This is a genomic window from Methylomicrobium album BG8 (genome assembly GCF_000214275.2).
Classification (GTDB): Bacteria; Pseudomonadota; Gammaproteobacteria; order Methylococcales; family Methylomonadaceae; genus Methylomicrobium; species Methylomicrobium agile.
Genome location: NZ_CM001475.1, coordinates 2,222,142 through 2,243,387, shown reverse-complemented (window position 1 = coordinate 2,243,387; position 21,246 = coordinate 2,222,142). Strand labels below are relative to the sequence as shown.

Sequence of the window (21,246 nt, the reverse complement as noted above, 5' to 3'; positions counted from 1 at the left end):
GCCTCTTGCTTTCAGTGATTATTGGGTTTTCGCGGCGATCGCTTCGGCCGCTCTGACGACATTGTTCGCCATCCGTTCGGAAGCCGCATCGATCAGGCGCCCGTCCAGCGAGGCCGCGCCTTTGCCTTGCGCGGCCGCTTCCTGCAAAGCGGCCAGAATACGCTTGGCCTTTTCGACTTCGGCCGCGGGCGGGGTGAAAACGTCGTTGGCCAGTTCGATTTGCGACGGATGGATCGCCCATTTGCCTTCGCAGCCGAGTGCGGCGGCGCGGCGTGCGGCCTGTTGGTAACCTTCCGGATCTTTCAGGTCGCCGAACGGTCCGTCGATCGGACGCAGGCCGTAAGCGCGGCAAGCCACGGTCATCCGGCTGATCGCCGCATGCCACTGGTCGCCAGGATAGTCGGGATTCAGCCCGCCGATATTAACCGTGCGCGCACGGTTGCTGGCCGCATAATCGGCGACGCCGAAATGCAGCGCTTCGAGACGGCCGCAGGCACCCTGTCTCGCAATGTCCTCGACATTGGCCATGCCGAGCGCGGTTTCGATCAGCGCTTCGATGCCGATCTTGTTTTTCAGGCTCTGCTGCATCTCCAATTGGTTCAGCATCGCTTCGACCATATAGACGTCACCGTAAACGCCGACTTTCGGAATCAGAATCGTATCGATTCCGGCGCCGGCCTGTTCGACCAGGTCGACCACATCGCGCACCATATACTGGGTATCCAGGCCGTTGATCCGCACGGACAAGGTGATGCCGTGGCCTTTCCAGTCCAGGTCGTTGATCGCCTCGATCACATTCTTGCGCGCCTGCAGCTTGTCGTCGGGCGCAACCGCATCTTCGAGGTCGAGAAAAATGTAGTCCACACCGCTTTTCAAGGCTTTTTCGAACATGCCGGGATTGGAACCGGGAACCGCCAGTTCGCAACGTTGAATACGCTGCACCGATGCCGTATATAAAGTGTGACTCATTATTGACTACCTGCCTGTACGTGCTTCTAAATAAAATGATCCGGCCGAATGGTCAATTGCATCCGCTTGTTCGGCCGCAAATAAATAAATCCACCATTTTACTTCGTGCGGACTCAAAGTCAACGACTGCCGGATTTGTTTTTCCGTTTCCGGAGAGAAAAGTCGGCATGCATTTTTCAACTCGATTTGTACGTATTCACGACTTAGGATCGGGTAGGAAATAACTTTTTGAAATTGATTGTTATGAGAAAGCGGATTGTTCACTCCCCTCTTTGGAAAAGAGGAGTCGGGGGAGATTTATTAAATAAATCCCCCTCGATCCCCCTTTTTCAAAGGGGGAGGTGTATTTGACGAAGTTCTCCTTTTTCAAAGGGGAAGTTGTTTTTGACGAAGCACTTAACGGCGGCATCGGCGTATCTCCCCGCCGTTTTCGGAAGTTTTATCAACCGGAAAATCGATCCTGAATTCTGCCCCCGGATCGCGATTAATAACGTCGATTCGTCCGTTCATGCCGACCGTCATTTGATGCGCCAAAGCGAGCCCGATCCCGGTCCCGACCGTCTCGCGGGTCAGTTCGTTTTCGGCGCGGTAGAAGAGTCGGAATATTTTTTTCAGTTGGTCTTTGGCGATGCCGGGACCGTAATCGCGCACCGCGAAGCGGATGCGCCCGCCGCTCAAGCGCTGGCAGGACACGTCGACCGCTTTAATGTCCGCCTTCGCGGAAAATTTGATCGCATTGTCGACCAGGTTGATCATGATTTGGACGAACCAGTCGGGATTCACCTTCAGTTTGGCCTGCGCCGCGTCTTGATCGACCGACAGCGTTAAACGAAAGCCGCTCCGTTCGATTTGGGTCGAGATTTTCGATTGGATGCCGTCGATCAGTTCGGCCACCGTCAGGCTTTGCAGCGACGGCTTGTTTTCGTTCCGGGTCATTTTGGCCAGTTGCAGCACGTTGTTGATCAGGCGGGTCAGGCGCTCGCTCTCATCCAGAATGAAGTCGTAATAGGCCTTTTTCTTGCCGTCGTCCACCCAGCCGGCCTGCAGCATTTCGCCGTACATCCGAATCGAGGTCAGCGGCGTTTTCAATTCGTGGCTGACCGCCGAAACGAAGTTCTGCTGCTGGTTGAGCAGATCGATCTGGCCGACGCCGAGCCGGTACATCCCATAAAAACCGGCTAAAAAGACGGCGCTCAGCACCGCGCTCAGCCAGATGATCACCCAGCCGCCCGGCCCGACCGGAAGCTGGGTGATGCTGAACACGAGCTGCAAGTCGCCGAACGGGTCGGGCAAGCGGTCTTGGTAAAGCAGCTCCCCTTCCAGTTCGGCGGCACTCGACAGATAACCGCGCGGCGCGCGACCGGCAAAGGCGGAGAGCACATTGCCTTGAAAAACGGTCAGCAGATCGCTCATCCGCGACAACGCGGTTTCCTGAAACGCCGCGTTGATCGTCCCTTGCAGGAAGGCATCTTTTTCGATCAGCAGACCCTGGATGTAGCGCTGGCCGTTCAACCAGACTTTGCGGAACAGCACGAACTGGCCGCTGTCCAGTTGGCTGAACTCGAAAGGATCGACGGCGCTTTCGAACGTGCGGATGCGCAAGGTTTTCGCCTCCGCTGACGCGGCTGGAGCCGCCGGGCGACCGGATGCTTCCGACGCGGCGACGGCGGGTGCTTCGGTGCTCCGCACCGGCTCGGGCAGGACGTTCTGTTCGGTGCGCGCCTTTTTGGGCGTCGCTTTCAACGCCTTGCGGACGCTCTCTTCGGGCCGTATCGGCACGGCTTCTTTCTGAAAGGTTTGCTTGAGTTTGATGTCTTCCAGGCGGCCCAGGGCGTTTTCCTGCTTGCCTTTGGCTGGCGCTATTTTTTTAAGCTCGTCAAAGATCGCCTGCCCCGTGCCGGCAGCAGGCGGGGCTGCTGCTGCAGGTTGTTGGAGTTTGCCGGCAACGGATCGGTCAAAAGAAACGGCATCTCGTTCATTTTCACGCATCTCCTTGTCTTGCCGCGCGGCCAATTCAGCGCGTTTACCACGATCTTTTTTTGCGCCGACGCCCGTGTGGTTTTTGACCAGCCGGTTCTCGCTCAATATCTGCCGAATCCGGTTCTCGAGGGCGGCCCGTTCGGACAATTCCCGTTCGGCAAGTCCATAGCGCCCAGCTTTATCGATATCTTCGGGCAGCAAAGGTGTCGATAAGCGGCCGGCCGCATCCACCTGGAAATAACCGATCGAGCCCGGGATTTCCGCTTGCACCGGGTATCGGGAAAGCGGCGAGCGCTGTAAAAAATTGGCCGCCGGCGCTCCGGCCACGTTCAGAAAGGCATAGTCGGTGAACGGCCTTTCCGCTTCGCCGTCGATCAGCCGGATCAGTTGGTTGTCGATCCGGCGGGTCAATTCTTCGGCCATCAGCCGATGCCGGTGAAAAGTCTCCCATTTCAAGCGGCTGTAGGATTGCTGGACGAGCACCGCGGTTGGGATCGCAAGGCTCAGGAAAAAAAGCAGCAGCCAGCGGCGGAGCCTTTTTTTATCCAGTCTTTTCAATCGGTTCCGCTTCATCACGGCGGCCCGATCAGCCGGTAACCGGCGCCGCGCACGGTGATCAGAAAGCGCGGTTCGGCGGGGTCGGTTTCGATCTTGCGGCGCAGTTTGGCAATATGAATGTCCACGGTACGGGTTTCGATCGCCAGATGATTCGCATAACCCCACACTTTCTGCAACAGTTCTTCGCGCGCAACCGGCCGGTCGGCATGGCGTTGCAGGTATTGCAGAATCTCGATTTCGCGCCGGGTGAACGAAAGCGCTTGCGCCCCGCGCCTGCCGGACAAGTTTCGGCAATCGATCGTCAATTCGTCGCCGAGCCGTATCGACGTTTCTTGCGCCAAGCCCTGACCGGTTCGGCGCAAGACCGCCTGCACCCGGAGCACCAGTTGCGCGACCGAAAACGGCTTCGCGACATAATCGTCCGCGCCCAGCGACAAGCCTTCGATGATGTCTTCGTCGTTGCTTTTGGCGGTCAGCATGATGATGGCTTGATCGCGGCTGTGTTCCCAAATCCGATTGCAAATCTCGAAGCCGTTCAGGCCCGGCAGCATCACGTCGAGCAGGACCAGATCGAATTTGCCGCCGAGCGCCTTAGCCAAGCCTTCGGTGCCATGGGCGGAAAAATCGACGTCGTAGCCGTGGTAGACGAACACGTCGATCAGGCCGGTGCGGATGGCGGTTTCGTCTTCGATGATCAGAATGCGCGGTTTGCGGGTCATGGCAGCGGCCTTGCCGGAAAATGTCGACAGTTTAGCAAGCCTGGGCCCGCTATCGGCAACCGAACTGTAAATATTTTGTAAATTCCGCGCCGAACGTTTTACCGAAGCGTGTCTGTTTACCGCCGCCCTTCGCGCCTAGACTGTGCCCGTCGAACATTATCAACACGGGAGGTGCCTCATGGCGCTGATTACACGACTGTCAAGACTGTTCCAGGCCGACATGCACGCGGTTTTGGACAAAATCGAAGAACCCGCGGCGCTGCTGAAGCAAAGCATCCGGGAAATGGAGGAATCCGTCCTGGCCGACGAGCGGCACGTGCGCATGTCGGAACACAAACGGCAGCAACTCGAAGGCAAACGCGATCAACTCGCGGAAACCTTGGCCGAGTTGGAGGAGAAGTGCGCGCTCTGTTTTCAATCCGGCAAGGACGAGCTGGCGCGGGCTTTCGTCAAACGCAAACTCGAAACGCTGCAAACGCAGAAATGGCTGGCCGAAAAGATCGTGGTCCTGAACGAACAAACGCGCCGTTTGACCAAGCGGCTCGCGGAGCATCAGGCGCAACTGGCGGCGATGAAACAGAAAGCCGAGGTCTTTCTGGAAAACGGCGCGGTTTCCTCGCATCCCTGGGAAAACCCGTCGGTCGTGGTCCGGGACGAAGACGTCGAAGTCGCTTTCCTGCAGGAAAAACAAAAATGGAGCGCGCCATGAACAAGCCTACGTTTTGGGAAGGTGTCGTAGTTGCCCTGTTCGCAGGCATCGCGGGCGCTGGCGGCTTTTATGCCTTCGCTGCACTTTGTTCCGGAGCAGTCGCGATTCGTATCGTGATCGGCGGCCTGACCTTCGTCTACACCCTTTATTTACTTGGCCGCAGCCCTGAGCGCGTCGGCCGGGCCACGGCCCTGCTCGCAGGCGGCCTCCTGTCGGCGGCGGTATGGCTGTTCTATCCGCCGCTATTCCTGTTTTTACTCGCGCACGCGCTTTATATCTGGCTGATTCGTGCGCTGTATTTTCATAGCCGCCTGTTTTCGTCCCTGGCCGACCTCGGTTTATGCCTGTTCGGCATCGCGTCGGCCTTCTGGGCATTCGATCGAACCGGCAGCCTGTTCATGACGGTTTGGTGTTTCTTTCTGATACAGGCCTTGTTCGGGGTCTTGTCGGGCGGAAATCCACAGGCCGCCGATGCAGCATTCCCCGCCGACGGCGAAGCCGACTTTAACCGCGCGTACCGGGCTGCGGAAGCCACCGTGCGCAAACTTTCAAACAGCAATTAGGAGACACGACGATGAAAACCCAACTCTTCGCCATCGGACTTTTTACTGCGACCGCGGCGACGGTCGCCTTTTTTCCGGCGGTCAGGCAAGCCGTCGCCACGACCGCGAAAGGATTCGAATCCTCTCCGGCAGCGGCCGATCCGGTCGCGCAGCCAATTTCAGCCCATCAAAAACCCGCGATCGAAGTGGTGTTCGTGCTCGACACCACCGGCAGCATGAGCGGCCTGATTGCCGCGGCGAAGGAAAAAATCTGGTCGATCGCCAGCACGATGGCGTCCGCGCAAACCGCGCCGGACATCAAAATGGGGCTGATCGCCTACCGCGACCGCGGCGACGCTTACGTTACCCAAACCGTCCCGCTTTCCGCCGATCTGGATTCGATGTACGCCAAACTGATGGATTTTCAGGCCGACGGCGGCGGCGACGGGCCGGAAAGCGTCAATCAGGCCCTGCACGATGCGGTGAACAAGATCGCCTGGAGCCAGAACCCTTCGACCTACAAAGTGATCTTTCTGGTCGGCGACGCGCCGCCGCACATGGATTACCCGAACGACGTCAAATACCCGGTCACCTTGGCGCAGGCCAAACAAAAAGGCATCATCGTAAACGCGATCCAGTGCGGACAGGACAGCGGCACGACCGCCGAATGGCGGCAAGTCGCCAGCCTCGGCCAAGGCAGTTATTTTCAGGTCGAGCAGTCCGGCAACGCGATTGCGATCGCGACGCCGTACGACAAAAAACTGGCGGAATTATCCGGCAAATTGGACAAAACCCGCCTCTTCTACGGCAACAAAGAAGAAAAAGCGAAACAGGCGGGCAAATTGGCCGCTGCCGAAAAAGTGCACAAGGAAGCCAGCACCGAATCGCAAGCGCGCCGGGCGGCCTTCAACGCTTCCTCCAGCGGTAAACGCAATTTTCTCGGCGAAAACGAACTGGTCGATGCGGTCGGCAGCGGCCGGGTAAAACTGTCCGACCTGCCGAAAGAAGCCCTGCCCGCAAGCCTGCAAGCGATGTCGCCGGCAGCTCAGGAAGAATTGGTGGGCAAGACGAAAAAGGAACGGAGCGAACTGGAAAGCGAAATCAAAAAGCTCGCCGAGCGGCGCAATGATTACCTGCGGGGAAAAGTGGCTGCCGAAGGTGGCAAAAAGGAGTCGCTGGACGCCCAATTGTACGGCGCGATCAGGCAGCAGACCAAAGACAAGGGCTTGGTTTACCGAGACGACAGCGCCAAGTATTAATACAAGTATTAAGCCGCGTAGGGCGGGCAACCGCTTCATCGTTGCCCGACTTTGGGCGGCGATCCTTTGGCGATATTACGATTATCGAAATCCACAGACAGATCGAAACATCCAAAATGTCGGGCACAAAAAGCGTGCCCGACCTACGGTACTATTGATGATTGCAATCCAGTATGTCATGATTAGCGGTTTTGAATTTTGGCGCATTTTGCCCAACTCCGCTCTTAACAACATTTAACTACCCTGACGAGGCAAATCCATGGCTGGTCGCAACCACCTTTATATTCCTGGCCCTACCAACGTCCCTCACGAAGTCCTGAGCGCGATGCACGCGCCGATGGAAGACCATCGCTCACCTAAATTTCCGGCGATCTTCAAACCTTTGCTCGAAGACATGAAAAAAGTCTTCCGGACCGAAAAAGGGCAATGTTTCATTTTCCCCGCGACCGGCACCGCGGGCTGGGAAATCGCGCTGACCAACACGCTGAATCCGGGCGACAAAGTGATCATCTACCGTTTCGGCCAGTTCAGCCATTTGTGGGCGGAAATGGCGAAGCGCCTCGGCTTCGACGTCGAAATCCACCAGGAAACCTGGGGCAAGGGCATTCCTCTGGACAAGCTGGAAGCGCGCCTGAAAGAAGACAAGAATCACGAAATCAAGGCCGTACTCGCGACCCATAACGAGACCGCGACCGGCGTCACCAGCGACATCGCCGGAGTCCGCAAGGCGCTGGATGCAGCAGGCCACCCTGCGCTGCTGTTCGTGGACGGCGTCAGCTCGATCGCCAGCCTGGATTTCCGGATGGACGAATGGGGTGTCGACGGCGCGATCAGCGGTTCGCAAAAAGGCTTCATGCTGCCGGCCGGCGGCGCGTTCCTCTGCTTCAGCCAAAAGGCCTTGAAAGCGACCGAAACCAGCCAATATCCGCGCTGCTTCCTGGATCTGCGCGACCAGATGAACCAGAACAAGGACGGCTATACCCCTTACACGCCGGCGCTGCCGATCCTGTACGGCCTGCGCAAGGCGCTGGACCTGCTGCTCGAAGAAGGCATGGACAATGTCTATGCGCGCCACCATCGCCTCGCCGAAGGCACTCGCCGCGCGATCGCGGCCTGGGGTATGAAGCTGTGCGCGCATCCGGGTTTCGAGTCGAACACCGTTTCCGCAGTCGTCGTGCCGGAAGACAAGGACGCCCGCGAAGTGATCAGCACCGCATTCAATAAATACAACCTGTCGCTCGGCGCGGGACTGTCCGAACTGTCCGGCAAGGTGTTCCGCATCGGCCACGTCGGCGACATGAACGACGTGTCGATGCTCGGCGCATTTGCCGGCGTCGAAATGGCGATGCTGGATTGCGGCTTCGACATCAAACCGGGCAGCGGCGTCGCGGCGGCAGTCGAATATTACCGTTCGACCGAAAAATAAAACGCATTGACGGTATATCGTTAGGAGTTACGCCCCACGGAGGGCGCTATTGCCGAGCGTAGGATGGGTACGACTGCATGGGCAGAGATTTGCTCCTCGACAACCGCTCCCTGCGTTGTCCTACCTCCTGTATCCCTACAGTCGTGCAATCTCTGCATTCACGCCATCCCTGGCGTTCATGCAGGAGGTACGAGCCCAAGGAAGGGCGAGGTAGATCGCGTCGGGAACACGCGATCGAGGGCAACGCAGGGAACAGTTGCCGACGACTGCACGGATGCGGGAGTTAGAGCGACGCATGGAGCAGTTGCCGAGAGGCGCCAGCCGAAACCCACGTTCAAAACCCATCAATAACCCATGTGGCGGATGCGCTTCGCTTATCCGCCCTACTCTAAGCATTAAGTTCATCGATGAGCAAACCCAAAGTCGTTGTTACCCGCAGATGGCCTTCGGCAGTCGAAGCGAAATTAAAAGAACTGTACGACGTTACCCTGAACGAATCCGACGTTCCGCTGACCGCCGAGGAACTGAAACGGGCGCTGCAAACCGCGGATGCGCTGCTGCCGACCGTGACCGATCCGATCACTGCCGACATCCTGCGGGTCCCGGACAGGAAAGCCCGGATCATCGGCAATTTCGGGGTTGGCTATAACAACATCGACATCGCCGCCGCCAAAGAGCAAGGCCTGGTCGTAACCAACACCCCCGGCGTCCTGACCGACTGCACGGCCGACATCGCGATGCTGTTGCTGCTCATGTCGGCCCGGCGCGCATCCGAAGGCGATCGCCTGGTACGCAGCGGCCAATGGACCGGCTGGGGGCCCACCCATCTGCTCGGACAGAAAGTCACCGGCAAGACGCTCGGCCTGATCGGCTTCGGGAGGATCGCCCAAGCAACGGCCAAACGAGCCCACCACGGCTTCGGGATGAGGATTCTGTTTTATACGCCGCGCAATGTACCCTCACAGGAAATTCTCGACGACGTAAAGGCAATCCGCTGTGCGACGATCGAAGAACTCCTGGGCGAAGCCGATTTCGTCTCCCTGCACTGCCCGGGCAGCGCCGAAAACCGGCATCTGATCGACGAGGCACGCTTGAAACGGATGCACCCGAACGCACATCTGATCAATACCGCGCGCGGCGATGTGGTCGACAATCAGGCATTGTGCAAGGCATTGAAAGAACGCTGGATCGCAGGAGCCGGACTCGATGTCTATGAAGGCGAACCGAACGTTTATCCGGGATTTTTGGAACTCGACAATGTCGCGCTGCTGCCGCATCTCGGCAGCGCTTCCGAGGAAACCCGGGCCGCGATGGGCAAGCGGGTGTTGGAAAATATCGAAATGTTTTTCGCGGGACAGGAGCCGCGGGACAGGGTGGCGTAACCGACAATCGACGAGTGCCAGTTACTTAAAACGTTGGGTTGGGTTACGCCTTCCGCTATCGCTCCAGGCTAACCCAACCGATTCGGGGAATTTACAGCAAATGCCGGATCGCGTCCCGCTCGTCCTTCAGCTCGGCCTCGCTCAGCTTCATCCTTTGCATGCTGAACTCGCTGATATCGAGCCCCTTCACGATGCTGACCTCGCCGTTGATTACCGTTACCGGAAACGAATACATCAGATCCCTTTCGATCGCGTAGCTGCCGTCCGACAGTACGCCCATGCTAACCCAGTCGCCTTCCGGCGTATCCAAGGCCCAGGTACGCATCTGGTCGATCGCGGCATTGGCCGCGGAGGCGGCGCTCGACAGGCCGCGCGCCTTGATCACCGTCGCGCCGCGCTGCTGCACGGTCGAAATGAATTCATCGACAAACCAGTCGCGTTCGACTAGGGACAGCGCATCCTGCCCTTTTACCTTCGCATGATGCAGATCGGGGTATTGCGTCGTCGAATGATTGCCCCACACCGTCATGTTCTTGACATCGGTAGTGAGGACACCGCATTTCTCCGCCAGCAGGCTGACCGCGCGGTTATGGTCGAGGCGGCTCATCGAGGAAAAATTCTCGGGCCCCAGTTCGGGCGCGTTCTTCAACGCGATCAGGGCATTCGTATTGGCCGGATTGCCGGTCACCAGGACTTTCACCTTGCGGCTGGCCACCTCGTTCAGGGCCTTTCCCTGCACCGAAAATATTTCCGCGTTCACTTCCAGAAGGTCCTTGCGTTCCATGCCGGGACCACGCGGGCGGGCGCCGACCAGAAACACATAATCGGCATTCTTGAACGCCGTACGCGGATCGTCGGTGGTTTCGATCCGGTACAGTAAAGGGCTCGCGCAATCCTGCAATTCCATCACCACGCCGTCCAGGACGTGCATCGCCTGCGAAACTTCAAGCAGATGCAATATGATCGGCTGCTCGGGACCGAACAGGTCGCCTGCCACCAAGCGAAAAAGCAGAGAATAGCTGATTTGGCCTGCAGCACCTGAAACCGCGATATGAACGGGTGTTTTCATGGGTTATCCCTAATAATTAAAATTTAGATGCGGAAAGTCTGATCGTTCGCGCCATTCTCATTGTTGTCGAGCCCTGTCAGTTTGAGTTTTATGATAACGTCAAGGCCTCACGCCCGCAAGCCAATTGATGACTCAGCCGATCAAGTACAGCCTCGGGTGCGATTCAAACTGATGTATAGAAAGACACTGTCCTTGCCGCACAAAGGGGCGAAACAGGGTATCTCGCGCGCAACTTCAGAAAAGCGGGACAGCAGGAGTCCAAAGCTGGCTTTTGAATCGCACCCTGCGGCCTCAGGCCGCTCAACAAGGAAAAGCTTCTCGGGTATAATAGACAGTCTTTTTTAACATTTGAATCCGGTCGCCTTCGGCCTCATCTCCCGAGTTCCATGAAAAAACTGCTTTTCCAATTCGATACCGACCCGCACCCCTCAGTCTTCGACACGGTCGTCGCCTATGACGGAGGAGCCGATCATGTAACCGGTTTCGGCGGCCTGACGCCCGACACGATTTCCGGCCTGGTCGAAGGCGCGATTTTTACGCGCCCTCCCAAAGACAAGAAAAATACCGCAATTTTCATCGGCGGCAGCGACATGATCGCCGGCCAGGATCTGCTGAAAGCGGTGCAAAGCAAATTCTTCCCGGGATTCCAGGTCTCGGTGATGCTCGACAGCAACGGTTGCAACACGACCTCAGCCGCTGCGGTCGCCAAACTGGCGGCTGGCAGCCCGTTGGCCGGTAAGAAAGCGGTCGTACTGGCCGGTACCGGCCCCGTCGGGCAGCGCGCCGCGGTGATGCTGAGCCTCGAAGGCGCCGAAGTCTCCCTGACCGGACGCAAGATGGACAAAGCCGCCGCCGCCTGCCGCTCGATGAAAGCCCGTTTCGGCGTCGACATCGTCCCGGTCGAAGCGGCCGATACCGAAGCGCGCGGCCGCGCGATCGAAAAAGCCAACATCGTGTTTGCGGCCGGCGCGGCCGGCATCGAGTTGATTGGCGCCGAACATTGGCAGGACAATCCCCACATCGAACTGATCGCCGACGCGAACGCCACCCAGCCGATCGGCATCGGCGGCATCGACGTGTTCGACAAAGGGGTGGAGCGCCACGGCAAGATCGTCTGGGGCGCGCTCGGCTTCGGGCCGCTGAAACTGGAGCTGCATCGTGCCTGCATCGCGAAACTGTTTACCGACAACAAGCTGGTTTTCGACGCGGAAAACATCTTCGAACTCGCCAAACAAATGGCTTAACGACCGCTCTTTCTCGATTTATCCGTGGAAAGCGAAGCGATTTTGGCAGCGCGCGATGATGCTCTCGCCCTCTTTCGGGCAGGCGTGGCGGCGGCCGACCCCTACCTGGCGGTCAAAGACTGCCTGTCGGCCGACCGGGATCGTTTGGCGATCCGTCTTGACATTAATGATCCCGGCAGGCAGCGCCTGGGCAAATGGCCGAAGATTCACCTGATCGCTTTCGGGAAGGCCGCCTGTGCAATGGCACGGGCCGCTGAAGAAATCCTTCCCGAGCCGTTATGGGCCGGCAGGGGCATCGCGGTCACAAACTACGAAAACGTCGCCGTCCTGAACCGCAGCGATGTCTTCGGCGCGGGCCATCCGCTGCCGGACGCGGCGGGCCTTGACGCCGCCCGCCGGATTGCCGAAAAAGCCGGCCGCACCAAGGCGGGCGAGCTGGTGTTGACGCTGGTCAGCGGTGGCGGTTCGGCGTTGATCCCCTGCCCGGTCGAATCCGTTTCCTTAACTGATAAATGCGAGGTAACCGGTTTCTTGCTGGCCAGCGGTGCCACGATCGACGAAGTCAACTGCGTGCGCAAACATCTGTCGCAGTTGAAAGGCGGCGGACTCGCCAAGCTCGCCGCGCCGGCCGACCTGCATGCGTTGATCCTATCCGATGTACTCGGCGACGATCCGAGCGCGATCGCGAGCGGCCCGACCGTGCCCGATCCGAGCACGTTTGAAGAGGCAATTCGTATTTTACGAGCGAGACACATCTGGGAACGGCTTCCCGGCACGGTCCGCGCCTATTTGCAGAACGGCGCACGCGGGCAAGCACCTGAAACGCCAAAACCTGACGATCCCGTTTTTGAGAAAACCGGCCACACGCTGATCGGCAGCAATGCGATCAGCCTGAAAGCCGCCGCCCAAACCGCGGAGCAGCTCGGCTACCGAACCGTCATTTACAGCGATCATTTGTGCGGTATCGCGCGGAATGCCGCCGAACAATGGGTCAAAACGATCGCCGCTAATGGACAAATCCGCCAGCCGACCGCCTACCTTGCCGGCGGCGAAACCACGGTCCGCTTGACCGGCAACGGGCGCGGCGGCCGCAATCAGGAAATGGCGCTGGCGTTCGCCCTGGCCGCCGAAAAACACGGGCTCGATGCCGACTGGGTTTTTCTGAGCGGCGGCACCGACGGCCGCGACGGTCCGACCGATGCGGCCGGCGGGCGGGTTGATGCCGGTTCGCCGGCGCGGATGCGCGCGCAAGGCATCGAGCCGGAAGCCTTGCTCGACAATAACGATTCTTATCACGCGCTGCAAACTTCCGGCGATTTATTGTTCACCGGCGCGACCGGCACCAATGTCGCCGACCTGCAGATCCTGCTGATCCGCCCGAAAACCTAACGCCGGCCGCGGATAACGCTTTGCACGGCCACCCTTAAGCCCTACAATATTCCACAATTAATTCAAGGAGATTTGCATGTTTGATAAATCGATGACCATCGAAGGCTTCGACGATGAATTATTCCAGGCGCTCAAAGAAGAACGCCGCCGCCAGGAAGACCATATCGAGCTGATCGCTTCGGAGAACTATTCCAGCCCGCGCGTTCAGGAAGCGCAGGGCACCGTACTGACCAACAAATACGCCGAAGGCTATCCGGGCAAACGCTACTACGGCGGCTGCGAATACGTCGATACCGTCGAACAACTGGCCATCGACCGCGCCAAGCAGCTATTCGGCGCCGACTGGGCGAACGTGCAGGCGCACTCCGGCTCGCAGGCCAACGCCGCCGCCTATATGGCGCTGATCAAGCCGGGCGACACCATTTTAGGCCTGGCGCTATCCGACGGCGGCCACCTGACGCACGGCGCCAAACCGAATTTCTCCGGTCAAATTTACAACGCGGTGCAATACCATCTGGATCCGGCCACCGGCCTGCTCGACTACGACCGGATCGAGGCCCTGGCGCGCGAACACCAGCCGAAAGTGATCGTCGCCGGTTTCTCGGCATATTCGCGGATCATGGACTGGAGGCGTTTCCGCGCAATCGCCAACGCGGTCGGCGCTTACCTGCTGGTCGACATGGCGCACGTCGCGGGCCTGGTCGCCGCGGGCTTGTACCCGAACCCGGTGCCTTACGCCGACATCGTCACCACCACCACGCACAAAAGCCTGCGTGGTCCGCGCGGCGGCATCATCCTGGGTAAAGCCAATCCCGAGCTCGAAAAGAAAATCAACTCGATGATCTTCCCCGGCATCCAGGGTGGCCCCTTGATGCACGTGATCGCAGCGAAAGCGGTCGCATTCAAGGAAGCGATGGAGCCGGAATTCAAAACCTATCAGCAACAGGTGATCAAGAATGCACAAGCGATGGCGAAAGTCTTCATCGAACGGGGTTTCGACGTGGTTTCGAGCGGCACCGACAACCATCTGATGCTGGTCTCGCTAATTCCGAAAGGCATTACCGGCAAGGCCGCCGACGCCGCGCTCGGCAAGGCCCACATCACGGTCAATAAGAATGCGGTGCCGAACGACCCGCAGTCGCCGTTCGTAACCAGCGGCATCCGGGTCGGCACGCCTGCCCCCACTACGCGCGGCTTCAAGGAAGAACAGGTAATCGAGGTCGCGCACTGGATGTGCGATGTAATGGAAAACATTGAAGATGAAAACGTGATTGCGGCGGTGCGCGAGAAGGTCGCGGCCCTATGCACGCGTTTTCCAGTGTACGGCTAGGCATACAGCTAGGCACACCTCAATTTGGGACAGTTTTATCGCTTCCCTCGCATTTTGGACAACGACCAGTAGTTGTTGTCCATTATCATATTTTCACCATGCTCAATTGAATCATTATGCATACCACATACAGACTGCAAGCCAATGAGCTGAATGAAGATTTCATCAACTCCTTGAAAGCCCTGTTTCATGACAAAACGATCGAAATAGCGGTTTCCGATGCGGTAGCGCAACAAGGAGAAAATGCACCGTTAATGCTGCGTAAAGCGGGCGCTTTGGCCGGGCGCATCAAGATCGGCGACGACTTCGATGCGCCATTACCGGACTTCGACGAATATCAGTCATGAAGTTGCTGCTCGATACGCACATTCTGCTCTGGTATTTGGAGAACGACCCGAAATTACCTGATACCTGGAAACGATACATCGAAGACCGGCATAACAGCATTGCCGTCAGTATTGCCAGCCTATGGGAGATCGCTATCAAGATTTCGCTCGGAAAATTAGAGCTTCTGGACGATTTATCTACCGTTGAAAGCGTTCTGCATCAACAAGGAATAACCCTTTTACCGATTAAAACATCGCACTTACTGCAATTACTGAATTTGCCTTTTCACCATCGCGATCCTTTCGATCGCTTGATTATTGCTCAAGCCCAAGTGGAGCAGTTGTCCGTTGTCACTCATGATTCTCAATTTGCGCAGTATTCAGTTTCAATGTTACCCGGAGCTAGTTAACTCTCTATCCAGGGATACGCTCGGTGCCATAAAAATCAATTTTCAACCTTAAATTAGACTTTCCGGCTATTTATTCCAACCCTGGCCGGGTCTGCAACAGGAAAAAATTCATGTCCGACATAGAAATCGCCCAACAGGCGAAGATGAAGCCGATCATCGGCCTCGCAAAAGAGCATTTCGGCATCGACGCCGAACATCTCGACCCGTACGGCCACTACAAAGCCAAATTGTCGCTGGATTATGTGAACAGCCTCGGCGGCAAGCCGGACGGCAAACTGATTCTGGTCACCGCGATCAGCCCGACGCCGGCCGGCGAAGGCAAAACCACCACCACCGTCGGCCTCGGCGATGCGATGAACCGGATCGGCAAAAAGACGATCATGTGCCTGCGCGAGCCCTCGCTCGGCCCCTGCTTCGGCGTCAAAGGGGGAGCCGCCGGCGGCGGCCATGCGCAGGTCGTGCCGATGGAAGACATCAACCTGCACTTCACCGGCGATTTCCATGCGATCGGCGTCGCGCACAACCTGCTCTCGGCCCTGATCGACAACCATATCAACCACGGCAATGCGCTAGGCATCGACCTGCGCCGGATTCAATGGAAACGCGTCGTCGACATGAACGACCGGGCGCTGCGGAATATCGTGCTCGGCATGGGCGGCCCCGCGAACGGCTATCTGCGCGAAGACGGCTACGACATCGTGGTCGCCTCGGAAGTGATGGCGATCCTCTGCCTCGCGACCGACATCACCGATCTGAAGGAGCGGCTCGGCCGGATCGTGATCGGCTACAAGACCGACAACAAAACGCCGGTCTACGCGCGCGACCTGAATGCGCACGGCGCGATGGCGGCGCTGCTGAAAGACGCGATCAAGCCGAACCTGGTGCAGACGCTCGAAAACAACATCGCGATCATCCACGGCGGCCCGTTTGCAAACATCGCGCACGGCTGCAACACGGTCACCGCGACTAAGACCGCGCTGAAGCTGGCCGATTACGTGATCACCGAAGCCGGCTTCGGAGCCGATCTCGGTGCGGAAAAATTCGTCGATATCAAATGCCGGATGGCCGGCCTGAAGCCATCGGCGGTGGTGCTGGTCGCGACGGTCCGGGCACTGAAATTCCACGGCGGCGTCGCGAAGGAAGACCTGAATCGGGAAAACCTCGGCGCGCTCGAACAGGGTTTCACGAACCTGGAACGGCATTACCGGAACATCACCGAACATTACGGCCTGCCCTGCGTGATCTGCATCAACCATTTCACCTTCGACACCGAGGCCGAACTCGACTTACTGCAGGACAAATGCCGGACGCTCGGCGCAGTCTGCATCGCCTCGAAACACTGGGCCGAAGGCGGCAAGGGCGCCGAACGGCTCGCGCACGCGGTCGCCGAGACGGCCGACCGCCACCTGGATGGCTGCCGCTTCGTCTACGACGACCATTTGAGCCTGTGGGAAAAAATCGAAACGATCGCGACCAAGCTGTACGGCGCGGCCAAAGTCACCGCGAACGCGAAAGTAAAGGCCCAGTTGGCGGCCTGGAACGGCGACTACGGCCGTTTCCCGATCTGCATAGCGAAGACGCAGATGTCGTTTTCGACCGACGCGTCGATCAAGGGCGCCCCGTCCGGACACACGGTCGAAATCAGAGAAGTCAGATTGGCCAACGGCGCGGGCTTCATCGTCGCGATCGCCGGCGATATCATGACCATGCCGGGCCTGCCGAAAGTGCCGGCGGCGGAGAAGATCGACATCGACGAAAATGGACGGATCAGCGGGTTGTTTTAGAGCATTTTCGCTTTGGGAATATGGCCTTCGTAAGGAAAACACGTCATTCCGGCCGGGATTACCGGCATCCAGAAACCCAGGCGGGTTGGCTCTCATACCTCCCTGTACCCTGGATTTCGGCAATCCCTGCCGAGATGACGGCTGGACTTAACGGTATTGTGCACTTATACGCGATATGAAAATGCTCTAGATACTCAAAAACGTTGTGCATGGCCGGCCGGGGTCTTTTGCTCCGGCCGCCAAATCGATTTTGTCTCCTTGTCTTCATGCCGTTAAGGAAGCTCTGAATAAGTGGTTTTTATAAGCGACACCGTGCGACATCCGTGGCACCTCGCCGAAAATGGGCAAATCCTTCCCGGCAGCGCCCGCTATCGGGGTGATTTCACTCAGTGTTCTCGGTTTTCCAGGGCGAAGGACAAAGGTCTCCCTAGGTCGGCTGCAGCGCCTGCCGAACGTGATAAAGATTGCCCAGGGCAAACAGCAAGTAGAGTTGTTGGGCATTCTTGAACAGCCCCCGGTAACGCACTTTGGTATAGCCGAACTGGCGCTTGACGATCCGGAACGGATGTTCGACCATGGCGCGTAACGGCGCCAGCATGTGGTTGTGAAGGGCTTGCTCTACCGGCAACTCCTCACCCTTCCCCCGCTTGAACGGAAAGGCCCAAACCGGCTCACCTTCCAGGCGATCCGCCGCCAGATTCCGGTCCTTGCGGGTATAGGCCCGATCGCCCAGCACGACCCGTTCCTCGCCGTGCAGCAACGCCTCCGTCATGACCCCATCCGCCACCTTGGCGGTGGTCATCTCCACAGTATGCACTAACCCCGACTCGGCATCGACCCCAATGTGCGCCTTCATCCCAAAGTGGGTAATTGTTCCCTTTCTTGGTCGAACTCATCTCGGCATCCCGTTTGCGCGCCCGGTTCTTGGTGGACGGCGGGGCAGCGATTAATGTCGCATCGACGATCGTGCCTTGCCGTAGCAACAGGCCTTTTTCGGCCAACAGCGCCGCCGTTTCATCAAATAGGGTTTGTGCCAACTGATGGCGTTCCAGCAGATGCCGGAACTTGAGGATCGTGGTTTCATCCGGCAGGGCGTCCTCGCCCGCATCGAGCCCGGCAAACTCGCGCAGCAGCGGCATGTCGTGCAATACTTCCTCCATCGCCGGATCGGAATAGCCGAACCACTGCTGCATCAGGTGAATGCGCAACATCGTCGCCAAGGGAAAGGGGCGGCGGCCTCGGCCCGCTGTCGGGTAGTGCGGCGCTATCCGGCTCGTCCACAAACTCCAAGGCACTACCTGCTCCATCTCTTGGAGAAATTGCTGCCGCCGAGTCTGTTTCGGTTTCTTCACAAACAGTGGGGCACTGAGTCCGAGTTGCTTCATGGCGGGCACCTATCGAAAATGGCAAGCTGCGGATATTTTATCCCAGGCGTAGGACTTATTCAGAGTTTCCTTAAAACAAGAAGGCGACAACGGCAATACCTCCCTTCGTTTTTGTGTACGAACCGGCCTTTTTCCGGACGAAGCCGACCGATGACGGAATTTTCTATCAATGATGAAATTTTCTACTGGCGTCGAGCCAACGGCTTCGCTAAAGTAAATTCGAGCCGGCCGTGATTCCGTGCGCTGCAACGAAGCGAAATGGCCGCATCATTGATGTCTCATACAAGCACACACAAAGGGGAAAACTCGATGGCAAGCAAACTTAAAACGCTGGTAAATGATGTTCTGATCGGCATAGTCGGCTTCGTTCCGATCGTGCTGATCTTTCAGATCATTGTCTATGTTCAGCGTGCGTTGAAGAATTTCGTGTTGCTGGTACACGGCAAATACGACAATTCTCTGGTGACCATCGTCCTGTTCGCCGCCGCGATCGGCCTTTTGGCCTATTTCGGCAAATTGCTGAAACAGGACAGAGCGCATTTGCTCTATTATCTGGAATCGCTAATCCAGAGAATCCCGATCATCGGCAGCATTTACCGGGTTACGCGCAAATTGCTGCGCTTGTTTCTAACCGCCGAGGAATCGCAACTTCGCGAAGCGGTTTACGTCGAATACCCCAAAGATGGCATGTGGGTACCCGCCTATGTCACGAACCGCATCGGCGATTGCTATATTCTTTACATCCCTACCTCTCCCAACCCGACATCCGGTTTCACGGTGATGGTGCACAAATCCAAGGTGATGCAATCACAGATGAACATCGAAGAGGTTTCGAGTTTCGTCATCAGCGTCGGCGTCGATTTCGCGAAGTCCGAAGAAGCCAAAACCCTCTATAAATAACCGGGGTACAGGGGCAATGCCGTTAACGCCGGGAGTTCCCAACGGGCTCCCGGACCGAAGCCGCCCTCAAGGGATGATGGGCGGACATATCGAATCCGGACGCCCGCCCAACTCGGCCAGCAAATCCGATACCGCGCGCTCGCAGGCTCCGCATCCCGCGCAAACGCCGGTCAGCCGGGATATATGCTCCAGATCACCGATCCCCCGACCGACCAGCGCCCTGATCTTCTCTCCGGTAGTCCCGCTGCAATGACAGATAACGTCGGTTTTTCCGGCCGGCCTGCTCTCATGCATCTCGAAATTTCCATTTGTCATTCGCGGGTTTCCGGATCCGGTACCTCCGGATCGAAACCGGAGCCGTCCATCGCCGGCGGTTCGAGCAAATGATTCAGCCAGACTTCGGCTGCAGCCCGTTGATTTTCCAGAACCGTATCCGGCCACAGGCCGAATGAGAGGACCAGCATGCCGAGCACGCAAAGAACGCCCAGCTCGCGCGGGCGCAAATCCTGCAATTGCCTGACCGCGGCGCTTGTCGCCGGTCCCAAGAAGGCCTGGCGCGTGAACGACAGCATGTAAGCGGCGCCGAGAATCGTTCCGGCCAGCGCGGCAATGGCCAGGCTCGGATGCGAGGTCAACGCGCTGACGATCATCAGCAATTCGGCCGGAAAACCGCTGGTTCCGGGTATTCCCAGGCTGGCCAGCATAAACAGCAAATAAAAGCCGGTCAGCCGGGGCACCGCCGTGGCGAGCCCGCCCATGTGCACTTTTTCGTTACTGCCGAGGCGGTGATGAATAAAGCCGGCGATCAGCATCAAGGCGCTTCCTTCGATCGAGAAGTTGACCAGTTGGAACAACGCGCCCTGGATTCCCTGTATATTCAGCGAAGACAGCCCCACGATGACCAGCCCGATATGGCTGATGCTGCCATAGGCCAGCAAGCGGCGCAAATTGCTTTGCTGCATAGCGACCAACGCGCCGTAGATCAGCGTGACCGCGCCGATGATGCCGAGCGCCCAGTTGTATTCGACCGCCGAAGCCGGCGCCAGCGGCATCGCGAAGCGGATGATCCCGTAAACGCCCAGTTTAAGCCCGGTCAACAGAGCGGTCATTTGAGTCGATCCTTCCATCGCTACCGTCGGCAGCCAGGTATGAAAAGGCGGCAAAGGCGCTTTCACCGCGAAACCGAGCATCAACAGAATGAACACCGCCGTTTCCGTCCGTCCCGACAACGGCGTGGCCGACAGCATCGGCAGACTGAACGACAGATCGCCCGGAATATGGCCCTGGATCGTGTCGGCATGGTTGAACGCAAGCAGAATGATCGCGAACAGCAGCGCAACGCCGCCGAACAGCATCACCAGCGTGTATTTCATGGCGGCTTCGCGCCGTCCGGGACCGATGCCCCACAAGCCGATCAAAAAGAAAATCGGCACCAGGGTCAGCTCCCAGAACAGAAAGAACAGGATCATGTCCATCGCGGTGAATACGCCCATCGTCACGCCTTCGAGCGCGAGCAGCAGCGACAGGTGAAAACGCGGCAGGCGCTGCACCGAATTCCAGGTCGCCAGCAAAGTCAGCAAGGTCAGCAGCGCCGACAAGGGCAGCAGCAGAATCGATATGCCGTCCGCACCGAGAAAGTAATTGATATTCAACCGTTCGATCCAGGCATGATGCTCGACCCACTGCAATTCGTTGCCGCTCTCCGCTTGAAACCGGCCGGCAGCGGCGAGCGCAACGGCCAGCTCCAGACCGGCGACCGAAAGAGCGCTCCATTTGGCGGCCTGGAGGTTCCGCACCAGGCCGACCGCCGCCGCCCCCAGCATCGGCAGCCAGATCAAAATACTGAGCAAGGGAAACTCCGGCAT

General features: G+C 58.1%; 20 protein-coding genes. 12 read left to right on the top strand and 8 right to left on the bottom strand.

Annotated elements, in window-relative coordinates:
• Nucleotides 1-18 precede the first annotated feature (18 nt).
• The 4 genes from METAL_RS09625 to METAL_RS09615 form a co-directional block, all read right to left on the bottom strand.
• A complete protein-coding gene (locus METAL_RS09625) occupies nt 19-969 on the bottom strand; it encodes an HpcH/HpaI aldolase/citrate lyase family protein (RefSeq protein ID WP_005371861.1) in 951 nt (316 codons plus the stop codon).
• A 6-nt stretch (nt 970-975) separates the two neighbouring features.
• Nucleotides 976-1,233 carry a hypothetical protein gene (locus tag METAL_RS20705; protein WP_157203457.1) on the bottom strand — a complete coding sequence of 86 codons (258 nt, stop codon included), beginning with the start codon at nt 1,231-1,233 and terminating at the stop codon, nt 976-978.
• Between the two features lie 132 nt (nt 1,234-1,365).
• On the bottom strand, nt 1,366-3,522 hold the full coding sequence (locus tag METAL_RS09620) for a sensor histidine kinase (protein ID WP_005371855.1): 2,157 nt from the start codon (nt 3,520-3,522) through the stop codon (nt 1,366-1,368).
• Nucleotides 3,522-4,226 carry a response regulator transcription factor gene (locus METAL_RS09615; RefSeq protein WP_005371853.1) on the bottom strand — a complete coding sequence of 235 codons (705 nt, stop codon included), beginning with the start codon at nt 4,224-4,226 and terminating at the stop codon, nt 3,522-3,524. The genes METAL_RS09620 and METAL_RS09615 overlap by 1 nt, the downstream gene beginning before the upstream one ends.
• A gap of 178 nt (nt 4,227-4,404) precedes the next feature.
• Between METAL_RS09615 and METAL_RS09610 the strand changes: the two genes are divergently transcribed.
• The 5 genes from METAL_RS09610 (at nt 4,405) to METAL_RS09590 (ending at nt 9,544) form a co-directional block, all read left to right on the top strand.
• Nucleotides 4,405-4,935, top strand: a complete 531-nt coding sequence (locus METAL_RS09610; protein ID WP_031431627.1) for a PspA/IM30 family protein — start codon at nt 4,405-4,407, stop codon at nt 4,933-4,935.
• Nucleotides 4,920-5,498 (top strand): hypothetical protein, encoded by a 579-nt coding sequence (locus METAL_RS09605; RefSeq protein WP_245549332.1) that lies wholly within the window; start codon nt 4,920-4,922, stop codon nt 5,496-5,498. Before METAL_RS09610 ends, METAL_RS09605 begins: the two co-directional genes overlap by 16 nt.
• Before the next feature lie 11 nt (nt 5,499-5,509).
• Nucleotides 5,510-6,736 (top strand): vWA domain-containing protein, encoded by a 1,227-nt coding sequence (locus METAL_RS09600; protein ID WP_005371844.1) that lies wholly within the window; start codon nt 5,510-5,512, stop codon nt 6,734-6,736.
• Nucleotides 6,737-6,995: 259 nt separating this feature from the next.
• The gene (locus tag METAL_RS09595; protein ID WP_005371842.1) at nt 6,996-8,162 is read left to right on the top strand and encodes an aminotransferase class V-fold PLP-dependent enzyme; all 1,167 of its coding nucleotides are present in this window, start codon (nt 6,996-6,998) and stop codon (nt 8,160-8,162) included.
• A gap of 407 nt (nt 8,163-8,569) precedes the next feature.
• Entirely contained in the window at nt 8,570-9,544 is a 975-nt protein-coding gene (locus tag METAL_RS09590) for a 2-hydroxyacid dehydrogenase (protein WP_005371840.1), read from the top strand.
• 91 nt (nt 9,545-9,635) lie between these two features.
• Here the strand turns inward: METAL_RS09590 and METAL_RS09585 are convergent, their stop codons facing one another.
• Complete coding sequence (locus METAL_RS09585) at nt 9,636-10,613, bottom strand: malate dehydrogenase (protein ID WP_005371838.1); 978 nt, start codon at nt 10,611-10,613, stop codon at nt 9,636-9,638.
• A 386-nt stretch (nt 10,614-10,999) separates the two neighbouring features.
• On the opposite strand from METAL_RS09585, the gene METAL_RS09580 reads away from it, so the two are divergent.
• From METAL_RS09580 to METAL_RS09555, 6 genes are all read left to right on the top strand, one after another.
• Nucleotides 11,000-11,857 (top strand): NADP-dependent methylenetetrahydromethanopterin/methylenetetrahydrofolate dehydrogenase, encoded by an 858-nt coding sequence (locus METAL_RS09580; RefSeq protein ID WP_005371836.1) that lies wholly within the window; start codon nt 11,000-11,002, stop codon nt 11,855-11,857.
• A gap of 42 nt (nt 11,858-11,899) precedes the next feature.
• Complete coding sequence (locus METAL_RS09575; RefSeq protein ID WP_245549331.1) at nt 11,900-13,246, top strand: glycerate kinase type-2 family protein; 1,347 nt, start codon at nt 11,900-11,902, stop codon at nt 13,244-13,246.
• A 76-nt stretch (nt 13,247-13,322) separates the two neighbouring features.
• Nucleotides 13,323-14,576: a serine hydroxymethyltransferase gene (gene glyA, locus METAL_RS09570; protein WP_005371833.1), complete on the top strand. Its 1,254-nt coding sequence runs from the start codon at nt 13,323-13,325 to the stop codon at nt 14,574-14,576.
• A 116-nt stretch (nt 14,577-14,692) separates the two neighbouring features.
• Nucleotides 14,693-14,923 carry a hypothetical protein gene (locus tag METAL_RS09565; protein WP_005371831.1) on the top strand — a complete coding sequence of 77 codons (231 nt, stop codon included), beginning with the start codon at nt 14,693-14,695 and terminating at the stop codon, nt 14,921-14,923.
• Entirely contained in the window at nt 14,920-15,312 is a 393-nt protein-coding gene (locus METAL_RS09560; protein WP_005371829.1) for a type II toxin-antitoxin system VapC family toxin, read from the top strand. The genes METAL_RS09565 and METAL_RS09560 overlap by 4 nt, the downstream gene beginning before the upstream one ends.
• A gap of 110 nt (nt 15,313-15,422) precedes the next feature.
• A complete protein-coding gene (locus METAL_RS09555; protein WP_005371826.1) occupies nt 15,423-17,096 on the top strand; it encodes a formate--tetrahydrofolate ligase in 1,674 nt (557 codons plus the stop codon).
• A 427-nt stretch (nt 17,097-17,523) separates the two neighbouring features.
• Here METAL_RS09555 and METAL_RS09550 read toward each other — a convergent pair.
• Nucleotides 17,524-18,481, bottom strand: a protein-coding gene (locus METAL_RS09550; protein WP_005369238.1) for an IS5 family transposase whose coding sequence is annotated in 2 segments (ribosomal slippage) — nt 17,524-17,961 and nt 17,963-18,481 — 957 coding nt in all. Because the reading frame shifts where the segments join, the coding sequence is not laid out codon by codon here.
• 309 nt (nt 18,482-18,790) lie between these two features.
• On the opposite strand from METAL_RS09550, the gene METAL_RS09545 reads away from it, so the two are divergent.
• Nucleotides 18,791-19,381 carry a DUF502 domain-containing protein gene (locus tag METAL_RS09545; RefSeq protein ID WP_005371822.1) on the top strand — a complete coding sequence of 197 codons (591 nt, stop codon included), beginning with the start codon at nt 18,791-18,793 and terminating at the stop codon, nt 19,379-19,381.
• Between the two features lie 66 nt (nt 19,382-19,447).
• On the opposite strand, the gene METAL_RS09540 is transcribed toward METAL_RS09545, so the two are convergent.
• Entirely contained in the window at nt 19,448-19,696 is a 249-nt protein-coding gene (locus METAL_RS09540; RefSeq protein ID WP_005371820.1) for a (2Fe-2S)-binding protein, read from the bottom strand.
• Nucleotides 19,693-21,246: a complex I subunit 4 family protein gene (locus METAL_RS09535; protein WP_245549505.1), complete on the bottom strand. Its 1,554-nt coding sequence runs from the start codon at nt 21,244-21,246 to the stop codon at nt 19,693-19,695. The genes METAL_RS09540 and METAL_RS09535 overlap by 4 nt, the downstream gene beginning before the upstream one ends.

Bases quoted from the DNA above. Each gene is read 5' to 3' on its own strand.
- METAL_RS09625 (WP_005371861.1), bottom strand. From the start codon at position 969: ATGAGTCACACTTTATATACGGCATCGGTGCAGCGTATTCAACGTTGC.
- METAL_RS09620 (WP_005371855.1), bottom strand. From the start codon at position 3,522: ATGAAGCGGAACCGATTGAAAAGACTGGATAAAAAAAGGCTCCGCCGC.
- METAL_RS09615 (WP_005371853.1), bottom strand. From the start codon at position 4,226: ATGACCCGCAAACCGCGCATTCTGATCATCGAAGACGAAACCGCCATC.
- METAL_RS09610 (WP_031431627.1), top strand. From the start codon at position 4,405: ATGGCGCTGATTACACGACTGTCAAGACTGTTCCAGGCCGACATGCAC.
- METAL_RS09605 (WP_245549332.1), top strand. From the start codon at position 4,920: ATGGAGCGCGCCATGAACAAGCCTACGTTTTGGGAAGGTGTCGTAGTT.
- METAL_RS09600 (WP_005371844.1), top strand. From the start codon at position 5,510: ATGAAAACCCAACTCTTCGCCATCGGACTTTTTACTGCGACCGCGGCG.
- METAL_RS09595 (WP_005371842.1), top strand. From the start codon at position 6,996: ATGGCTGGTCGCAACCACCTTTATATTCCTGGCCCTACCAACGTCCCT.
- METAL_RS09590 (WP_005371840.1), top strand. From the start codon at position 8,570: ATGAGCAAACCCAAAGTCGTTGTTACCCGCAGATGGCCTTCGGCAGTC.
- METAL_RS09585 (WP_005371838.1), bottom strand. From the start codon at position 10,613: ATGAAAACACCCGTTCATATCGCGGTTTCAGGTGCTGCAGGCCAAATC.
- METAL_RS09580 (WP_005371836.1), top strand. From the start codon at position 11,000: ATGAAAAAACTGCTTTTCCAATTCGATACCGACCCGCACCCCTCAGTC.
- glyA (WP_005371833.1), top strand. From the start codon at position 13,323: ATGTTTGATAAATCGATGACCATCGAAGGCTTCGACGATGAATTATTC.
- METAL_RS09565 (WP_005371831.1), top strand. From the start codon at position 14,693: ATGCATACCACATACAGACTGCAAGCCAATGAGCTGAATGAAGATTTC.
- METAL_RS09560 (WP_005371829.1), top strand. From the start codon at position 14,920: ATGAAGTTGCTGCTCGATACGCACATTCTGCTCTGGTATTTGGAGAAC.
- METAL_RS09555 (WP_005371826.1), top strand. From the start codon at position 15,423: ATGTCCGACATAGAAATCGCCCAACAGGCGAAGATGAAGCCGATCATC.
- METAL_RS09545 (WP_005371822.1), top strand. From the start codon at position 18,791: ATGGCAAGCAAACTTAAAACGCTGGTAAATGATGTTCTGATCGGCATA.
- METAL_RS09540 (WP_005371820.1), bottom strand. From the start codon at position 19,696: ATGACAAATGGAAATTTCGAGATGCATGAGAGCAGGCCGGCCGGAAAA.
- METAL_RS09535 (WP_245549505.1), bottom strand. From the start codon at position 21,246: ATGCCGGAGTTTCCCTTGCTCAGTATTTTGATCTGGCTGCCGATGCTG.